This window comes from Pseudomonas sp. BN411 (genome assembly GCF_029871235.1).
GTDB lineage: Bacteria > Pseudomonadota > Gammaproteobacteria > Pseudomonadales > Pseudomonadaceae > Metapseudomonas.
Genome location: NZ_SSOM01000080.1, coordinates 85,919 through 104,329 on the forward strand (window position 1 = coordinate 85,919; position 18,411 = coordinate 104,329).

Genomic DNA, 18,411 nt, shown 5'->3' on the forward strand with positions numbered 1-18,411 from the left:
GTGCCGGACCGTGATTGCCATGTCTTTGCCCAAGAACCAATTAGAACTGCTCAGCCCCGCCCGCGACGTCAATATCGCCCGCGAGGCCATCTTGCATGGCGCCGACGCCGTGTATATCGGCGGCCCGAGCTTCGGCGCCCGCCACAACGCATGCAACGAAGTGGCGGAAATCGCCAAGCTGGTGGAGTTCGCCCACCGCTTCCACGTGCGAGTGTTCGTCACCATCAACACCATCCTCCACGACGACGAGCTGGAACCGGCGCGCAAGCTGATCCACGAGCTCTACGACGCCGGCGTCGACGCGCTGATCGTGCAGGACATGGGCGTCCTCGATCTGGACATCCCGCCCATCGAGCTGCACGCCAGCACCCAGACCGACATCCGCACCCTGGAACGCGCCAAGTTCCTCGACCAGGCAGGCTTCTCCCAGTTGGTGCTGGCCCGCGAGCTGAACCTCAAGCAGATCCGCGCCATCGCCGACGAAACCGACGCGGCCATCGAGTTCTTCATTCACGGTGCCCTGTGCGTCGCCTTCTCCGGCCAGTGCAACATCTCCCACGCCCAGACCGGCCGCAGCGCCAACCGTGGCGACTGCTCCCAGGCCTGCCGCCTGCCCTATACCCTGAAGGACGACCAGGGCCGCGTCGTGGCCTTCGAAAAGCACCTGCTGTCGATGAAGGACAACAACCAGAGCGCCAACCTCAGCGCCCTGGTGGATGCCGGCGTACGCTCCTTCAAGATCGAAGGGCGCTACAAGGACGCGAGCTACGTCAAGAACATCACCGCCTACTACCGCCAGCGCCTGGACGGCATCCTCGAAGGACGCCCGGACCTGGCCCGCGCGTCCAGCGGCCGCACGGACCACTTCTTCGTGCCGGACCCGGACAAGACTTTCCACCGCGGCAGCACCGACTACTTCGTCACCGACCGCAAGATCGACATCGGCGCCTTCGACACCCCGACCTTCACCGGCCTGCCGGTGGGTCAGGTGGAGAAAGTCGGCAAGCGCGATCTGCTGGTCGTGACCCATGATCCGCTGTCCAACGGCGACGGCCTCAACGTGCTGATCAAGCGCGAGGTGGTGGGCTTCCGCGCCAACATCGCCGAGCTGAAGGGCGAGTTCGAGGAAGACGGCGAGAAGCGCTGGCGCTACCGCGTCGAACCCAACGAGATGCCGGCCGCCCTCTCCCGCCTGCGCCCGAACCATCCGCTGTCGCGCAATCTGGACCACAACTGGCAGCAGGCCCTGCTGAAGACGTCCGCCGAGCGCCGGATCGGCCTCGACTGGAAAGCCAGCTTGCGCGAAGAAGCCCTGGAGCTGACCGCCACCAGCGAGGAAGGCGTGAGCGCCAGCGTCAAGCTGGACGGCCCCTTCGGCGCCGCCAACAAGCCTGAGCAGGCCCTGGAACAACTGCACGACCTGCTCGGCCAGTTGGGTACCACCCAGTACCACGCCGAGAAGATCGAGCTGGATGCACCGCAGGCCTTCTTCATCCCGAACTCGCAACTCAAGGCGCTGCGCCGCGAAGCCATCGAGGCCCTGACCGAGGCCCGCGTAAAGGCCCACCCGCGCGGCAGCCGGAAGGCCGAAACCAACCCGCCGCCGGTGTACCCGGATGCGCACCTGTCCTTCCTGTTCAACGTGTACAACCAGAAGGCCCGCGACTTCTATCAGCGCCACGGCGTGCAACTGATCGATGCTGCCTACGAGGCGCATGAAGAAACGGGCGAAGTGCCGGTGATGGTCACCAAGCACTGCCTGCGTTTCTCCTTCAACCTCTGCCCCAAACAGGCCAAGGGCGTGACCGGCGTGCGCACCAAGGTCGCGCCGATGCAGCTGGTGCACGGCGACGAGGTGCTGACCCTGAAGTTCGACTGTAAGCCCTGTGAAATGCACGTAATCGGCAAGATCAAGGGCCATATCCTCGACCTGCCGCAGCCGGGCAGCGATGCGAGCAATGTAGTCGGGCAGATCACCCCGGATGATCTGCTGAAAACCATCCGCCACCGCGCACCGCACTAAGCACGTTCTGCCCCTCGCGCCGCTTCATACGGCGTGCAGGGGCGGCCTTCAGTGCGTTCCTAGCAGCAGGGTCCAGTAGATTCCGGCATCGCTCTGCGGGTCCACCGCGTAGCCTGCGCCCAATTCAGTGAACCTCGGGTCCATCATCCTGGCGCAATACTCCGGGGTGGCCAACCAGCCTTGGACCACACTCACCGACCTGCCAAAACCGGCGGCGATGTTCTCGTCGAGCTGCTGGCCACGGTAACCGGCGGCCCGGGCCAGATCGGCCGGTTGCAGGCCAGCGCCAGACTTGCGGGCGAAGAAATTGTCGTTGGCCATGGCCCGGCTGTAGCGCTCGGCCGCTGTGCCGAGGGCAGTGTTCCAGACCACTGGCGGCGCCGAGGAGAATGCAACGTCACCACAGTTGCGTGAGCGAGTACGCAGCGCGTTGACCAGCACCAGTAGCACCTGTCCTTCCTCCTGCCACTCCCCGAGATCGTCATCCAGCAATGGCCGCGCCAACACGATGCGCCAGCTGCTGCCGGCCTGGCTGACGCCGATATCGATGAATTGGGGATCCAACAACGAATTGCAGTGCCGCGCCTGCAGCATCGCGAAGGCCGCTTGCGCGTCGACTGGGCCAGTCAGACGGATGGTCTTCGCGCTGGCCGCCTGATAACCGGAACGCACCAGATGGTCCTGCCAGTAGCCACTGTCTTCCACTGGAAGCACCAGGCGTGGATCCGCCACCAGCGGCGTCAGGACGTCGGCCTGCTGCCTGGCGCAGCTCTGCGGGTGGGTACGGTAGGAGTTGATCGCCTCGACCAGCTGCACGTCCGAGCCCGCGGCCTGGGCGCTGCCGGCGAGAAGCCCGAGCAGCAACCCAAGGGTCTTGAGCCCGTTTGCAGTGGTGCTTGTCCACGAATGAAGTACCGGCATGGCAAAACCTCCGTCAAACGACGCAGCACTCCCAATATTCGACCCGCCCAAACCCTCCGCGTTGCTTGGGCGAACGGTGCTTTTCCGTGCGTGGAATGGAGAGTAATGTAATGCTTCATACATATTTTGTTAGAGACTCTACATGGAAAGCTGGCTTTCCCTGGTCATCGGCCTCCCGACCTCCAACGCCACTGCGCGAATGCGGGCCTGGCGCGCATTGAAGGCCAGCGGTGCGGCGGTGCTTCGCGACGGTGTGTACCTGCTGCCGGATAGACCGGAATGCCGCGAAGCCCTCTCCGAGGTCGAACGAGACATCCTCGCCATCAACGGCACCGCCTACCTTCTCCCCGTACAGGACCCGCAAGGCGAACGCTTCATCCCCTTGTTCGACCGAAGCGAGGATTACCAGGCCCTGCGCGACGAAGTCGAAGCCTGCCGCAACCAGCTGACCGCCGGGAACGCCTTGGCCAGCACCCGGCAGATCCGCAAGTTGCGCAAAGCATTCGCGCAATTGACGGGAATCGACTTCTTCCCCGGAAAGCCCCGGCAACAGCTGGATGCCGCCTTGCACGAACTGGAAACGTCGGTCAGCCGTGCTCTGTCGGCGGATGAACCGAGCAGCCATCAGCAACCGATCAGGGCACTCAAGCAGCGCGATTATCAGGGCCGCCTTTGGGCCACCCGCAAGCGGCCCTGGGTCGACCGCCTGGCCAGCGCCTGGCTGATCCGCCGCTTCATCGACGCGGATGCACGCTTCCTCTGGCTGGAGTCACCAGGGGATTGCCCGGCCGACGCGCTGGGCTTCGATTTCGACGGCGCGACTTTCAGCCATGTGGGCAATCGCGTCACCTTCGAGACCCTGAAAGACAGTTTCCAGCTGGACGCGCCCGCCCTTCATCGGGTTGCAGCCCTGGTGCATTACCTTGACGTCGGCGGTGTCCAGCCAGCGGAAGCCGCGGGAGTCGAGCGGGTCCTGGCCGGCCTGCGCGAGAGCATTGCCGATGACGATCAACTCCTGGCCGCAGCGGGAGCCATCTTCGATGGCCTGCTGGCAGCCTTCGCGAGAGAAGAGAAAAACGATGGATGAAACCACCCTGCGTCCGACCGGGGAGTCGCGCCCCCTCGCCACCCCCGTGGGCCTGTTCGAGGCGTTCCTGTTCTGGCTCAAGCTGGGCTTCATCAGCTTCGGCGGCCCGGCCGGGCAGATCGCGATCATGCACCAGGAGCTGGTGGAGCGGCGCCGCTGGATCAGCGAGCGGCGCTTTCTCCATGCCCTGAACTACTGCATGTTGCTGCCCGGCCCGGAGGCTCAGCAGCTGGCGACCTACATCGGCTGGCTGATGCACCGGACCTGGGGTGGCGTCATCGCCGGGGCGCTTTTCGTGCTGCCCTCGCTGTTCATCCTGATCCTGCTGTCCTGGGTCTACATCGCATTTGGCGAAGTGCCGGTGGTGGCCGGACTCTTCTATGGCATCAAGCCGGCGGTGACTGCCATCGTGGTCCACGCGGCCCATCGCATCGGCTCACGGGCACTGAAGAACGGCTGGCTGTGGGGGATTGCCGCAGCCTCCTTCGTGGCGATCTTCGCCCTCGACCTGCCCTTCCCGCTGATCGTGCTGGGTGCAGCCGTGATCGGCTATATCGGTGGCCGCGTAGCGCCGGACAAGTTCGCGCTCGGCGGTGGACACAACGCGGCCAAGGCCAGCTACGGGCCAGCGCTGATCGATGACCACACACCGACGCCCGAGCATGCGCGTTTCCGCTGGTCCCGCCTGTTGCTGCTGGTTATGGTCGGCGCCCTGCTCTGGGTGCTGCCCATGGGCCTGCTCACCGCCGTCTTCGGCTGGCAAGGCACCCTCACCCAGATGAGCTGGTTCTTCACCAAAGCGGCGCTGCTCACCTTCGGCGGCGCTTATGCCGTGCTGCCTTACGTCTACCAAGGCGCGGTGGGCCACTACGGCTGGCTGAGCCCGAGCCAGATGATCGACGGCCTGGCCCTGGGCGAAACCACGCCGGGGCCGCTGATCATGGTGGTTGCCTTCGTGGGTTTCGTGGGCGGCTACGTGCATCCGATGTTCGGCGCCGACCAGGCATTCCTCGCCGGCGCCATCGCCGCCAGCCTAGTGACCTGGTTCACCTTCCTGCCCTCCTTCCTGTTCATCCTCGCTGGCGGGCCGCTGGTGGAATCCACCCACAACGAACTGAAGTTCACCGCGCCACTCACCGGCATCACCGCCGCCGTAGTGGGCGTGATCCTCAACCTGGCGCTGTTCTTCGGCTACCACGTGCTCTGGCCGGAGGGGTTCGAGGGCCGCTTCGACTGGCCCTCGGCGGTGATCGCCCTGGCCGCCGCCGTCGCGCTGTTCCGCTTCAAGCGTGGCGTCATCCAGGTACTGCTGGCCTGCGCCGTAACCGGCCTGGCGGTGCACTTGCTGCGAATCTGACGATGGCCCCACCGGGCCGGGAGGTGATCCATGGACCGCATCAGCATTTGCGAATTGGCGGAATGGCAGGCGTCGGCACGCAGCTTCAGCCTTTTGGATGTGCGCCGCGCCAGCGTCCGCAGCGCGGATGCAGCCGAGATTCCCGGCGCGCGCTGGCTGGACCCGGAAGCGGTGTTCACCTGGAAGGACTCGATACCTCGCGACAGGCCTGTGGTGCTCTATTGCGCCCACGGCCACGAAATCAGCCAGGGCATCGCTGCCACGCTGGCCGCCATGGGGCTGGATGCGCGTTATCTCATCGACGGCTTCACCGGTTGGCGCGAAGCCGGACGTCCCACTCAGGGCTTGTGAAGGTGATGGATGGTCACTTGTGTGATGCAAGTAGCCTGATTATATTTTGATCATCATTCAACGATCTGCCGCCTAGCTCCAGGGGGCAACGCGAGGTCCCATGAAAAGAACCAGTTTCCAGGACATGCCCTGCCCGGTCGCCCAAGCCCTGGAGGTGATAGGTGATAGCTGGAACGTGCTGATTCTTCGCGAAGCCTTTTATGGCGCCTCCCGTTTCGATGATTTCGCCCGAGCCTTGGGGATTCCAACGAACACCCTGACCCGACGACTCAAGGACCTGGTGGCCGGAGGGCTCCTGGAGCGGCATCCGTACAGCGAAAAGCCGACACGATACGAGTACCTGCTCAGCGAAAAGGCACGGGAGCTACGGCCGCTGATGCTCGTACTGCTTGAGTGGGGAAATCGCCACGGCAACCTGGGCCAACGGCGGACCATGCTGGTGGACAGCGTTACCGGAAAGCCGGTGGACCTCGTCCTGATCGACCGTGCCACCGGACTGCCAGTCAGCTCGCGGCATCGCGTGCTTCGACAGCGTCGCGATGAGGCCACTCCTGTTTCCTACGCCTTCCCCGAACCTCAAGCCGAGCCGAGCTGAACGACCGGCCTTTCTGTGGCCGTCCGCAGCTCATTGGTAGCGTCCCATTCCCATGACGACCTGGCTGCGTCCCTGACACAGCCGGCTTGACTCCGTATTGCCGAACCTCTGGCATAGCCCGAATTTCCTGCCTTTCGCCCTCCCCGCGCGCGGAATCCTACCGCCCGTCTCCAGCGTCATTTCATCACTTGCATGATGGAAGTAACCATGTTTGGATTATGGCCATCATATGCCCCGAACAGTCGTTGCTTTCACCGTGCGGAAGCAGGTTTCGATCGGACTGATTGAATGATGATCACCATGTGAAATGGTCCTCGCCAATCCCCTGCCGAATCACTGCAAGGCACCTTGAAGCACCTGCGGAACTGTCCGGACCAACGCCCACCTGAAACCACCCCATCGGAGCCCGCCATGAATCAGCCCGAGCAGATCCCCGTCAGCGAAGCCACCGCTGTGGCCCGGCCGAAGTCCCGCAAGCTCATCAAGCTGGCCGTCGCCGGCCTGGTCATGGTCGGCGCAGGCCTTTATGGCGCCCATTGGTGGAACACAGCTCGTTACATGGAAGAAACGGACGATGCCTACGTGGGCGGTGACGTCACCGTCATAAGCCCCCGGGTTGCCGGCTACATCGCCGAGCTGGCAGTGAGCGACAACCAGTTCGTCCATGCCGGCGACCTGCTCGCGCGCATCGACGACCGTGATTACCGCGCCGCCCTGGCCAAGGCCGAAGGTGAGGTGCATGCCGAACAGGCCCTGCTGGGCAACATCGACGCCCAGGCCCAGTTGCAGCAGGCGGTGATCCGCCAGGGCCAGGCGGAAATCGACGCCACCGCTGCCGAAGAGGACCGGGCGCGGGACGATGACAAGCGCTACCGCACGTTGGTCCAGCGCGCCGCCGTCTCCGTGGAAAGCGCCCAGCGGGCCGAAGCCACCTGGAAGACCGCACGCGCCAACAGTGAAAAGGCAAAGGCCACCCTGCTCGCTGCCCAGCGCCAGCTCGATGTCATACACAGCCAGCGCGAGCAGGCCGTGGCCGCCCTTGAGCAAGCCATCGCCAAGCGCGACCTGGCCCGCCTCGACCTCGGCTACACCGAACTGCGCGCGCCGGTCGATGGCTATATCGGCAATCGCCGGGGACGGGTTGGCGGCTATGTCTCCGCCGGCACGCAACTGCTGGCAGTGGTCCCCGCCCAAGGGCTGTGGATCGATGCCAATTTCAAGGAAGACCAGCTGGCCGGGATGACGCCCGGGCAAGCTGTAACGGTGGAAGCCGATGTGCTGCCGGGCAAGGTTTTCCATGGCCACCTCGACAGCCTGGCGCCGGCAACCGGCGCGCAGTTCAGCATCCTTCCGCCGGAAAACGCCACCGGCAACTTCACCAAGATCGTTCAGCGCGTCCCGGTACGCATCCATCTCGATCCCGCCGACAACCGTCTTGGCGAGCTCCGCCCGGGGCTCTCGGTGGTGGTCGAAGTCGACACCAGGGCGCATGAGCAACAGCAAGGCCAGGCGCTCGCCCTGGAGCAACGGCCGTGAACTTCTGGTCATCCGAAGTGGTGCCGGTGGAGCAGCTCTCGACCCGGCAGAAGACGCTCGCCTTCGCCTGCATGTGCATGGGCATGTTCATCGCCCTGATCGACATCCAGATCGTGTCCGCGTCCTTGCGCGACATCGGCGGCGGGCTCTCGGCAGGTGCGGATGACACCGCCTGGGTACAGACCAGCTACCTGATCGCCGAAATCATCGTGATCCCGCTGTCGGGCTGGCTGTCGAAGGTGATGTCCACGCGCTGGCTATTCGCCGCCTCGGCCCTGGGCTTCACCCTGGCCAGCCTGCTCTGCGCATTGGCCTGGAACATCCAGAGCATGATCGCATTCCGCGCCCTGCAGGGTTTCCTCGGCGGCTCGATGATTCCCATGGTGTTCACCACCGGCTTCATCTACTTCGACGGCCGCCAGCGCGTACTGGTAGCCGCCACCATCGGCGCCATCGCCTCCCTGGCGCCGACCCTGGGCCCGGTGGTCGGCGGCTGGATCACCGACATCGCTTCCTGGCCCTGGCTGTTCTACGTGAACCTGCTGCCGGGACTGTTCGTCACCATCGTGGTGCCGATCATGGTGCGTCTCGACAAGCCCGAATGGTCCTTGATCAAGGGCGCCGACTACCCGGCCATGCTGCTCATGGCGGTGTTCCTCGGCTGCCTGGAATACACCATGGAAGAAGGCCCGCGCTGGAACTGGTTCAGCGACGACACCATCCTCGCCACCGCCTGGATCTCCGGCCTGAGCGGGCTCGCGTTCATCGCGCGCAGCCTCACGTCTGCCAACCCGATCGTCGACTTGCGCGCGCTGCGTGAGCGCAACTTCGCTCTCGGCTGCCTGTTCTCCTTCATCACCGGCATCGGCATCTTCGCCACCATCTACCTCACCCCGCTGTTCCTCGGTCGCGTGCGCGGTTACGGCGCCCTCGATATCGGCCTGGCGGTGTTCTCCACCGGCATTTTCCAGGTCATGACCATTCCGCTGTACGCCGCGCTGGCGCGTCGCTTCGACCTGCGCTGGTTGCTGGCGCTGGGTATGACGCTGTTTTGCCTGTCGATGTGGGAGTTCTCGCCGATCACCCATGAATGGGGTGCCGCCGAACTGCTGCTGCCCCAGGCGCTGCGCGGCATGGCCCAGCAATTTGCCGTGGCCCCTACCGTGACCCTGGCCCTGGGCTCGCTACCGCCCGCACGACTCAAGCTCGCCTCGGGATTGTTCAACCTGATGCGCAACCTCGGCGGCGCCATCGGCATTGCGGCTTGCGCCACCATCCTCAACGACCGCACCAATCTTCACTTCCTGCGTCTGGCTGAACACCTGAATGCCAGCAACGAAGCCCTCAACAACTGGTTGGCCCCGAGCCTCGGCGCGTCCGGGCAGTACAGCGAACAGGCCTTGCGGCAGCTGTGGAACCTGACTTACCGCGAGGCACAGACGCTCACCTTTGCCGACTCGTTCCTGATCATCGGTGTCTGCTTCGCGTTCGCCGTGGTGCTGATTCCCCTGCTGCACAAGATCGCCCCGCCCTCTCAGCCGTCGGCTGACGCCCACTGACCCGAGGACCACCCGCAATGCCTTCGACCCTCGCAAAGACCACTGCAATCGGCTTGATGCTTTACCAGCTCGCCGGCTGCACGGTCGGCCCCGACTACCACACCCCGGCAAGCAATCTCAGCGTTCCGCTGGCAGGCGGCGCCACACCGGAGTTACCCATGCGGGCACCGGCGCCGCCGCTTGAGCAGTGGTGGAAAGGCTTCGCCGATCCGGTGCTCGACGGCATTGTCCAGCGCGCGCTGGATCAGAACCTCGATATGGCGATTGCCCTGGCCCGTGTCGAACAGGCCCGTGCGGCGGCGAACCTGGCGGGCGCGGCACGTCTGCCTGAGGGAAGTCTCGACGGGCGCTACCTGCACCAGCGGCAATCCCTGAAAAGCCCGGAGGGCCAACTGGCCAGCACCTCTCCGGGGTTCGATCGCAATCAGGACATTCTCAGCCTCGGTGTTGGAGCATCGTGGGAAGCTGATCTGGCCGGCGGCCTGAAACGCAGCGATGAAGCGGCCCTGGCGGAACTCCAGGCGGCCGAGGCGAGCCGGGCTGGGGTGCGCGTTTCGATCGCGGCTGAAGCGGCCGATGCCTACTTCCGAATCCGCGGTGCGCAACGACGCATTCAGGTGGCGCAAGAGCAGATCCAGACCCAGCAAGACCTCCTCGCGCTGGTTCAGGATCGCTTCAACGGTGGAGTGGCCACGCAACGCGAACTGGCTCAGGCCAAGGCATTGCTGCTGCAAGCGAGGACCGTGCCGCCGCCACTGCGCACGGAGTTGGCGGTGCAGCTCAATCGACTGGATGTGTTGCTCGGCGTGCAGCCCGGCACCTACGCCAAGGTGCTACTGGAGCACCCGCAGGGCTATCAGGTACCAAGCGTCACCGCCGACCTCTCGCCAGCCAGCCTGCTGCGCCGGCGCCCTGACGTGATCGCCGCTGAACGTCGACTCGCGGCCAGCACGGCGCGCATTGGTGTGGCCGTGGCGGAGTACTACCCGCACGTGACGCTTGGCGGCATTCTCGGCAGCCAGAGCCTGCACGGTGGGCTGTTCAGCAGCGATGCCTTCCAGCCCCAGGCCTTCATTGGCCTGCACTGGCGATTGTTCGACTTCGGCCGTGTCGATGCGGAAGTCGCCCAGGCCCGGGGCACGGAAGCCCAGGCGCTGGCCGAGTACCGTCAAACCATGTTGCGGGCCGCCGAAGACGTGGAGAACGCCATCACCACCCAGGTGCATCTCAGCGTTCAACGCCAGGAGCTGGATGCGGAAATCGAGGCTCACCATGTCGCGCGCGAGGCAGCCCGGCAGGCCTATGAAGGTGGTGCGGTGAGCCTGCGGGAGGTGCTGGATGAGGATCAACAGCTCCTGGCAGCACGAGACCTGCAGGCGCAATTGGCCGCGAATGACGCCCGTGCGGCGGTCGCCACGTTTCGAGCGCTGGGCGGGGGTTGGTGATACAGGGGTGGCTACGGCTGCTCCTGCTTTGCTACGAAGGATCAGACGACCGACGCGTCAGGCGTGAAGAAGTAGGCCAGGCCGAGAATCAGGTAGACGGCCAGCAACTGCACGCCCTTGAGCCAATCCGAGCGGCCATCGCCAGCCACCTGGCCGGTAATAAGGACCGCCAGAAGGACGCTCAGTACCAGGCCGCCGGAGAAGGCCAGGTCCATTGGACGAGCACCAATGCCATAACTCGCCAGCACCAGGACCGGTGCGACGAACAGGGCTACCTGGACACTGGAACCGATTGCGATGGAAAGCGAGAGATCCATGCGATTCTTCATCGCCGCCGAAATTGCCGACGCATGCTCGGCGGCATTGCCAAGGATGGCCACGACAAACACCCCGACGAACAGGTTGCTGAGCCCGAGTTGGTGGGCGCTGGGTTCGATTGCGCCCACCAGGATTTCACTGATCCAGGCGATCAGCACTGTTGCCACTGCCAGTACTGCCAACGCCTTTCCCAACGGCCAGAGATGAGCCTGATGCGGATCGCTCCGGACATCCGGGGAGCCCGCGAACAGTTTCTTGTGGGTGATCAGCGAATACACCAGGAACAAGCCATACACCAGCAGCAGGACCAGCGAGATGTACAGGCTGAGTGCCTGGAGCCCATAGGGGGCACGCGATGAGACTACGGCGTTGTAGGCAGCGGGCAGGATCAGCGCGATGGCGGCCAGTGTCAGTAGCGTGGCCTGCGAACGGGCAGCGGACGCGTTGTACTGTTGCTCCGGATACCGCAGTCCCCCCGCCAGCATGGCGGCGCCCAGAACCAGCAGAATATTGCCAACGATGGAACCGGCGATGGAGGCTTTCACCACATCATGCAGCCCGGCGCGCAACGCGCTGAGCGCGATGATCAACTCCGTGGCATTTCCGAAAGTGGCATTGAGCAGCCCGCCTACACCCTCTCCGGAACGCTCCGCGAGTTGTTCGGTAGCTCGGCCCAGCCAACCCGCCAGCGGTACGATGGCGAGCGCCGCCGCCAGGAATACCAGCAGGTGATACTCCCCGGCGACGTACTCCAGGAGGACAGCGATTGGGACGAAAACCAGCATCCAGTTGAGCATCCAGGTCGCTCCATCGAAGCAGTGAATTCCATTAAGGATGGCTCGCCTACTTAGACTCGTCTAAGCACCTGCTGAGGATAGTGCTGCACCGACCGCGTGCGGAAATGCCAAGAGGATGCGAATTGCCAGTAGGGTGCGCCCCGCGCACCGAGAACTTCAGCCGCACCGGGGACGATTCCGGAGCCGGTGCGCATGGCGCACCCTACGGCATCAGGATTCGAGTTCGACGAGGTGGCTCAGACCCACTGGTCGTTGCGCTTGCGCTTGACCCGCAGCAAGGTCGGCAGGATCAGGCCGGCCAGCAGCCCAGCGCCGGCGATGCTGCCGCCGTAGACCATGTAGCGCATCAGCACCTGCTTGTTCTCGTCCCCCAGCTGCGCCTGGGCATCCCGCAGCTCGGAGCGCACCTGGGTCAGTTCGGAATCCAGCGCCGAACGTGCCGCCTGGAGTTCATCGATCAGCTTCTTGCGGGAGTCCAGGGTCTCTTGCATGCCTTGCACGCGGTTCTTCCAGGTGCCGTCGATACCGTCGAGCTGCGCCGTCAGTTCGGCCACTTTCTGTTCCAGTTGCGGCAGACGCTCGGTCTGGCCGGGCACCGTCTGCAGGTCGCGGTTGGGAATCCACACGCTGTTGCCGCTCTCGCTGCGCACCTGGCTGTAGTCGCCCTGGGTGCTCAGCAGCTCCACCTTCTGCCCCGACGTCAGAGTGCCAACGATGCGGTAGCCGTCGGTTGGGCCGCTGCGTACGTAGGTGGTCAGGCTGTCGCTTACCCAGCGCGCGTTGCTCGCGGGTTCCTCGGCCTGCGCCGATGCTCCGGCTATCGCCAGGCCACCCAGCAGGATGGCGCCTAGCAGGCGGCGTGGGAACGGGGAAACACGGGCGGGGAAAGAACAGTGTCGGGACATGGGCAATCTTCACATGGCGATGGAATGAAACCCGAAGTACGGGCGCGAAAAGCCGGCCGGGCAAATAGTTCTGGATAGGAAAACCACGGGGTGAAATTCGGCGCAGCGCAGTCGCCCGCTAGCGACTGGCCATGCCGATTCCCCGCGGGGCCGACAGCGGACAGACAGCGCGATTGCGGAATGAGTTCATTTACACCCGACGGGACAGGATAGGCGGTGCGATACGAAAACGCCCCGCAATGGCGGGGCGCTGTGGCGGCAGTGGAGGGTCAGAGCGCAGTGATGACCTGCTCGGCCGGCAGGCGCGACTTGGGCAGTGCGGCGTTGAAGTCCTTCTCGCTGCGGTGGCCGAGGGAGACCATCACCACGCTGGTGAAGCCACGCTCGCGCAGGCCCAGTTCGGCGTCCAGGGCCAGGGCATCGAACCCTTCCATGGGAGTGGCATCCACACTCAGCGCGGCGGCGCCGAGCAACAGGGTGCCCAGTGCCAGGTAAGCCTGCTTCTCCATCCAGTGCTGCAGGTCCTTGCGCTCGAAGCGGTGCAGGTCCACGTAGCCCTGGCGGGTGCGGAACTGCGCGGCACGCGCTTCGGCATCACGGAAACGCCCGTCCTCCTGCTCCTGCTGGAGCACCTGCGCCAAGTGGGCTTCGGTCAGATCCGTGCGGGCGCAGATGAGGATGACGTGGGAAGCGTCCAGCACCTTGGGCTGGTTGTAGGCGTAGTTGCCGTGGGTCCCCTTGGCCAGGCGGGCCTTGCCTGCCTCGGTATTGGCGACCACGAAGTGCCAGGGCTGGGAGTTCACCGAAGACGGTGCCTGGTGAAGCATCGCCAGCAATTCGTCGATGGTCGCCTGGGGAATGCGGCGGGCCGGATCGTAGGCCTTGGTGGTGTAACGCTGGCTGGCGAGGGAAGCGAGGTTCATGGCTGGGCTCCATTGTCTGTGAGGGCCAGCCGGGACGAACTCACCCAGCCAGCGTATGGGAGGGGAGTCTGCCGAGGATTCGCCGTAGCAAACAGCAGCGAGGCGAAGAAGGACTTTCAAAGGAAAAGCGAAAATAAACAGGGTGAGCTGGTTATTTTCGCGTCAGCGATAAGCCTGGATCAGAAGGAATGGCTGAGCAGCACGCCGCCGCCGGACTCCGGGCTGGCATCGGAGAAGCCCGCCAAGGCGTACAGCTGGACCTTCCACTCCGGCCCCAGCCGTTGCGTCAGGAACAGGCTGAATTCCTGAATCTCATCGCCGTCGGACGTCACCTTCTGCCGCCAGTCATAGGCCGCGCCCACGGAGGTGTTCGGCGCCACCCGGGTAACCAGGCCGACCGAGGTGTAGATGGGATCGCGGAAGTCGGTGTCCGAAGGATCGCCAAACTTGCGCCAGCCGAGGGTGGCGAAGCCGCTGAACGACCCGAAGCCCTTGGTGAGATCGACCTGCGCGGCAAAGTCGGTCTTGCCGGTTCCCAGGCATTTGTCCTCATCGGCCGTCGGCACCTTCACCTTGCCGATCAGGTCCACCAGCAGGCCTCCACCGTCACTGCCATCCAGTAGCGCGTAGTCGGCGCTGGCCACAGTGTCGCCCACGCCCTCCTCCACGCTGCCGCAATCGCCGGCAACGGGCACGCCATCCGGCCCCACGGCAGGATTGGTGATGCGCAGGTAGGGAACGGTCAGCTTGTAGATCATCGGACCGGTTTCGTACTTGGCGATCACCGGGACGTACCAGGTTTCGCTGGTCGCGGGGGTTCCGTAGGAGCCTTGCGAGTAGTCAAGGCCAGTGGACATGGAGAAGACATCAGATTGAGCTGGCAGCGCCAGGAACAGCAACAGACCGGGGACAAGCGCGCGGGTGGGGCTCATGTCTACCTCGTTGCGGAGCGGACTTCGACCTTCACGCCGGCGCATTGCCCGAGACAGACAGGGCCATTCGGGGCGCGGCAGCTGATTGCACCCTGCCCCGCGACTAAGCCTCCGGGCAATGTGCTTTCCCCAGCTTAGCTGGCCTCGCAAAAACCGCGCTCAATGAGGACCGGAATGATCCACCCGTTCGGCCCGCTCCACCGGTTCCGGCCGTTCCACCGACTCAGGCCGCTCGACCCTTTCCACCCGCTCGACCTTTTCGACCCGGTCCGGTTTGTCGACCTTGTCGGGACGGTCGATCCGCTCTATCCGTTCGATTCGTTCCACGCGAACGCCGTCCTGGAAGATCTCGATCCGTTCGCGGGTTTCCACGCGGTCGCCGGACTGGCGGGTTTCTATGCGTTCCCGACGTTGCAGCTCGCCCGTGGGTGATACCACCTGCCGCTCGACACGTTGCCGGGTCTCGCCATTCTCGACGCGCACGCGGGTCTCATTGCCGCTGCCAGAACCGGAGTTGTCACTGCCGTGACCGCTCGAGTCACGCGAGTCATCCGAGCCACTCGAGTCGCCCGATTTGCCTGAATCGTCCGAATCCTCGTCGAGATGGCCAGAACCCTGGTGGGACGCGCCGTCCTGACGTTCGCGGAGGAACTCGATGTGGTCAGCGCGGATGGTACGTCCCTTGTCGAACACGCCCCGCACCCGGATGCGCTGACCCACCGCGAGTTCGGCGTGTTTGCCACCGGCGAAGGCCGTCTTGTCACCCACGAACGCCGTGAAGCCACCGAATTCAATGCGGTTGCCCTGTTGCGAATACACCAGGCCTTCAATCAGTGCCTTGCCGGCACGCCCGCCAAAGGGCAGCCCCGGATCGGCACGGGTCTCGGCCACATTCAGTTCTTTGCCGTTCCAGGTACCGCGGACCAGCACCTCGGCGCTGCGCGGCAACGGTTTGCTCAACGCCAGTCCTTGCAACTCGCCGGGTCGCTGGATGGCGCCGATGGCGCTGACCTGGGTCAACTTCGGTGCCCGGTCAATGCGGCTGGCAACCACTTCGCCCAGCGCATTGCGCAGGCCGCTCACCCGCACCGGCTCACCAATGCGCAGGCCTTCGGCCACCCGTGCCCCTGGAGCGAGACGCACCGGCTGCCCCATCACCCGCAGGGCGGCGGTTCCCTTCGCGGCCTGGGTCACCGGGCCTTCATAGGCATGGAGAATTGCGATGCTCCGCGCTTCCAGACCCCGAGCCGAAGTGCCAGCTTCCACCGCGACCACCTGTCCGATGGCCAGGCGATTGGCACTGGCGGGCACGCCGTTTTCGCTGAGCGCAACCTTGTTGTCGAAGTGCACCTCAACGCCATTGACACAAATGGAGCCGAAGCCGGTGATCGTGCCGACGATGCCCGTGCCACCGATGCCACCCTCTCCGGCAGGCGCTCCGGTGCCGCCAATACCGCCATGCTCGGCCGGAGCACCGGTACCGCCGATGCCGCCGTTCTCCATTGGCGCGCCGGTACCCCCCATCCCACCGGTAGCCACCGCACCCGTGCCGCCCATGCCACCTGGCTCAAGGCAGGCGGGTGCTGCGTTCGCGGAAGGAATGGCAACAAGCAATGGCCCACAAACCACGGCCAAGGTGCACAGAATGCGCGTGGCGATGTTCATGACGATCCAGGTGTCTTCGGCTTGGAAGCCGCCGGGGGATTAGGTTCAGTGTAGAAATACAAGCCGATGGTGATGCGCTGGCGAGCCTCGGGAGGAGGAATGTCCTTGTTTTCCAGATCAGCGGCCATCTGGTTGAAGGCGATCAGCACCTGCATGCCTTCGGCCCTGACAGCTTCGCGAAGCTGGTCGACGCTGGCCAGGGAAAGGCTGTCGTAGTGGACGCTTCGCTCGAAGAACGGATCAGCCGTCTCGGTGAGGTTGTGTACGGCGGCGCAGGCATGATCGTGGAGGTTGTGGCGGAAGTAGGCCGCCATCTCGTCGAACCCGCGCTGCGGAATGAAGGCCATGGTTTCCAGGTGCACACGATCCTGGTCGTCTATCCGCACGATACCGAGGCGTTGCCACTCATCCAGCACCACGCGGGCACGAATGTCCTTGCTGACCTTCGCCACCAGCCCGTCGAACGAACCTTCTCCGCCAACGCTCGCCAGCCGTGCCAGCGGCAACGGCTTCCCGGGCTTGGCGCAGAACGGTGCGTTGTTCATCCAGACGCTGACCAGATGGGCGCCGAAGGACACGTTTTCCGGTAACTCGTTCTCCTCGCCGCCAGCCTTCGAACGGAGCCGTTTGACGTCCTTGCGATGGACGCCGGTGAGCAGGCTGATCCTGCTGTCGGTAGGGCTCTTGTCGTCGAGGCGGAATTCACTCTCGGCGACGTCGACGAAGATCTGTTTGAGCAGGTCGGCGAAGCAGTTGTAGGTCACCCCTTTCCGCAGCATCAACCTCACAATCGGGCGCATGACGTGCTGCAGCGCCGGCAATAGTGAGGGCGGGAAAGTGGGTATTTGCATTCAAGGCACTCCTGTTGAAATGAATACAAAAGCGAAGTGGGGACAACGCCGCTGGGCAAGCTGTCCGTAGCGCCACCCCACTCACTTCGACGGTGCTGGTCGACCGGTGACCCTACTTTGGCTCCCAGGGGCGACCATCACCACCGTCTTCACAGATGCCACAAAACCCGGAGCTACGCCGGGTCTTGTGGACAAGCGGACGGACCTATCAGGCGCCTCCGCGATCATCGCCTACGTCGTGGTCAGGACCATCGTCCGCGCCATGGCCTACACCATGGACTTCACCGACGTCGTGGTCAGGTCCGTCGTCCGCACCCTGGCCAACGCCGTGGGCTTCACCAACGTCGTGGTCGGGTCCGTCGTCCGCACCCTGACCAACGCCGTGGGCTTCACCGACGTCATGGTCGGGTCCGTCGTCCGCACCATGGCCGATGCCATGGGCTTCACCGACGTCGTGGTCAGGGCCGTCGTCCGCACCATGGCCGACGCCATGGGCTTCACCAACGTCGTGGTCAGGGCCGTCGTCCGCACCATGGCCGATGCCATGGGCTTCACCGACGTCGTGGTCGGGTCCGTCGTCCGCGCCATTGCGACCGCTGTTGGCGCTACCCGGTCCACTGTTGCCGCCGTTATCGGCACCATCACCGCCGTGACCCGATCCGCTATGGCCACCGCCATTACCAGAATGACCGCCGCCATCGCCACCGTGGCCACCACCGCTGCCGCTACCTCCATGACCGCCACCACCACCGCCGCTACCACTGCCGCCACCACCGTGGCCGCCACCACTCCCGCCGCCGCTGCCGCCACCACCGTGGCCACCGCCGCCCCCACTGCCACTGCCGCCACCGCCATGGCCGCCGCCACCACTGCCGCTACCACCTCCGCCGCCGCCGCTGCCACCATCCTTGGCGTATACGTGGGAGAAGCTGCCGATGGAATCGGGCAGAAGGACTGTCGACGCTGAGAGAACGCCACCAATGGCCAGAGCCAGCAAGCATTTCTTCAGAAGCATGATGAACCTCCACACGGTGATGCGTAGTCATCTCCCTATCGAACGCACGGGTTAGAAATTCGCGACCGCCCGGTTGAAGCGGCCCAATAACTGGCTTGGCAGTTGCTGACAGCGGTAGAGTCAACCGTCAA

16 protein-coding genes are annotated in these 18,411 nt (G+C 64.5%); 8 read left to right on the plus strand and 8 right to left on the minus strand.

What is annotated here, in order from left to right:
* Positions 1-19: 19 nt before the first annotated feature.
* Positions 20-2,023, plus strand: a complete 2,004-nt coding sequence (locus tag E8F06_RS23365) for a U32 family peptidase (RefSeq protein ID WP_280371514.1) — start codon at positions 20-22, stop codon at positions 2,021-2,023.
* 48 nt (positions 2,024-2,071) lie between these two features.
* Here E8F06_RS23365 and E8F06_RS23370 read toward each other — a convergent pair whose 3' ends face one another.
* On the minus strand, positions 2,072-2,944 hold the full coding sequence (locus tag E8F06_RS23370; protein WP_280371516.1) for a CAP domain-containing protein: 873 nt from the start codon (positions 2,942-2,944) through the stop codon (positions 2,072-2,074).
* Positions 2,945-3,086: 142 nt separating this feature from the next.
* Here E8F06_RS23370 and E8F06_RS23375 point away from each other — a divergent pair, with 142 nt between their 5' ends.
* From E8F06_RS23375 to E8F06_RS23405, 7 genes are all read left to right on the plus strand, one after another.
* On the plus strand, positions 3,087-4,031 hold the full coding sequence (locus E8F06_RS23375; RefSeq protein ID WP_280371518.1) for a chromate resistance protein ChrB domain-containing protein: 945 nt from the start codon (positions 3,087-3,089) through the stop codon (positions 4,029-4,031).
* Entirely contained in the window at positions 4,024-5,388 is a 1,365-nt protein-coding gene (chrA, locus tag E8F06_RS23380) for a chromate efflux transporter (RefSeq protein WP_280371520.1), read from the plus strand. The genes E8F06_RS23375 and chrA overlap by 8 nt, the downstream gene beginning before the upstream one ends.
* 30 nt (positions 5,389-5,418) lie before the next feature.
* The gene (locus tag E8F06_RS23385; protein ID WP_280371522.1) at positions 5,419-5,739 is read left to right on the plus strand and encodes a rhodanese-like domain-containing protein; all 321 of its coding nucleotides are present in this window, start codon (positions 5,419-5,421) and stop codon (positions 5,737-5,739) included.
* 100 nt (positions 5,740-5,839) lie between these two features.
* A complete protein-coding gene (locus E8F06_RS23390; RefSeq protein ID WP_280371524.1) occupies positions 5,840-6,334 on the plus strand; it encodes a helix-turn-helix domain-containing protein in 495 nt (164 codons plus the stop codon).
* Positions 6,335-6,745: 411 nt separating this feature from the next.
* A complete protein-coding gene (locus E8F06_RS23395) occupies positions 6,746-7,870 on the plus strand; it encodes an HlyD family secretion protein (RefSeq protein WP_280371526.1) in 1,125 nt (374 codons plus the stop codon).
* Between the two features lie 71 nt (positions 7,871-7,941).
* On the plus strand, positions 7,942-9,429 hold the full coding sequence (locus tag E8F06_RS23400) for a DHA2 family efflux MFS transporter permease subunit (protein ID WP_280371882.1): 1,488 nt from the start codon (positions 7,942-7,944) through the stop codon (positions 9,427-9,429).
* A gap of 17 nt (positions 9,430-9,446) precedes the next feature.
* Positions 9,447-10,874 carry a TolC family protein gene (locus E8F06_RS23405; RefSeq protein WP_280371528.1) on the plus strand — a complete coding sequence of 476 codons (1,428 nt, stop codon included), beginning with the start codon at positions 9,447-9,449 and terminating at the stop codon, positions 10,872-10,874.
* Between the two features lie 41 nt (positions 10,875-10,915).
* Here E8F06_RS23405 and cax read toward each other — a convergent pair whose 3' ends face one another.
* The 7 genes from cax to E8F06_RS23440 form a co-directional block, all read right to left on the minus strand.
* Entirely contained in the window at positions 10,916-11,989 is a 1,074-nt protein-coding gene (cax, locus tag E8F06_RS23410) for a calcium/proton exchanger (RefSeq protein ID WP_280371530.1), read from the minus strand.
* Positions 11,990-12,225: 236 nt separating this feature from the next.
* Positions 12,226-12,894, minus strand: coding sequence for a TIGR04211 family SH3 domain-containing protein (locus tag E8F06_RS23415; protein ID WP_280371532.1), 669 nt, complete (start codon positions 12,892-12,894; stop codon positions 12,226-12,228).
* A gap of 269 nt (positions 12,895-13,163) precedes the next feature.
* Positions 13,164-13,817 carry an oxygen-insensitive NAD(P)H nitroreductase gene (gene nfsB, locus E8F06_RS23420; protein ID WP_280371534.1) on the minus strand — a complete coding sequence of 218 codons (654 nt, stop codon included), beginning with the start codon at positions 13,815-13,817 and terminating at the stop codon, positions 13,164-13,166.
* A gap of 179 nt (positions 13,818-13,996) precedes the next feature.
* On the minus strand, positions 13,997-14,749 hold the full coding sequence (locus tag E8F06_RS23425) for a hypothetical protein (RefSeq protein WP_280371536.1): 753 nt from the start codon (positions 14,747-14,749) through the stop codon (positions 13,997-13,999).
* A gap of 159 nt (positions 14,750-14,908) precedes the next feature.
* The gene (locus tag E8F06_RS23430; RefSeq protein WP_280371537.1) at positions 14,909-16,306 is read right to left on the minus strand and encodes a DUF5666 domain-containing protein; all 1,398 of its coding nucleotides are present in this window, start codon (positions 16,304-16,306) and stop codon (positions 14,909-14,911) included.
* 104 nt (positions 16,307-16,410) lie between these two features.
* Positions 16,411-17,265: a DUF6502 family protein gene (locus E8F06_RS23435; protein WP_280371539.1), complete on the minus strand. Its 855-nt coding sequence runs from the start codon at positions 17,263-17,265 to the stop codon at positions 16,411-16,413.
* Between the two features lie 208 nt (positions 17,266-17,473).
* Entirely contained in the window at positions 17,474-18,280 is an 807-nt protein-coding gene (locus E8F06_RS23440) for a hypothetical protein (protein ID WP_280371541.1), read from the minus strand.
* Positions 18,281-18,411: the final 131 nt, after the last annotated feature.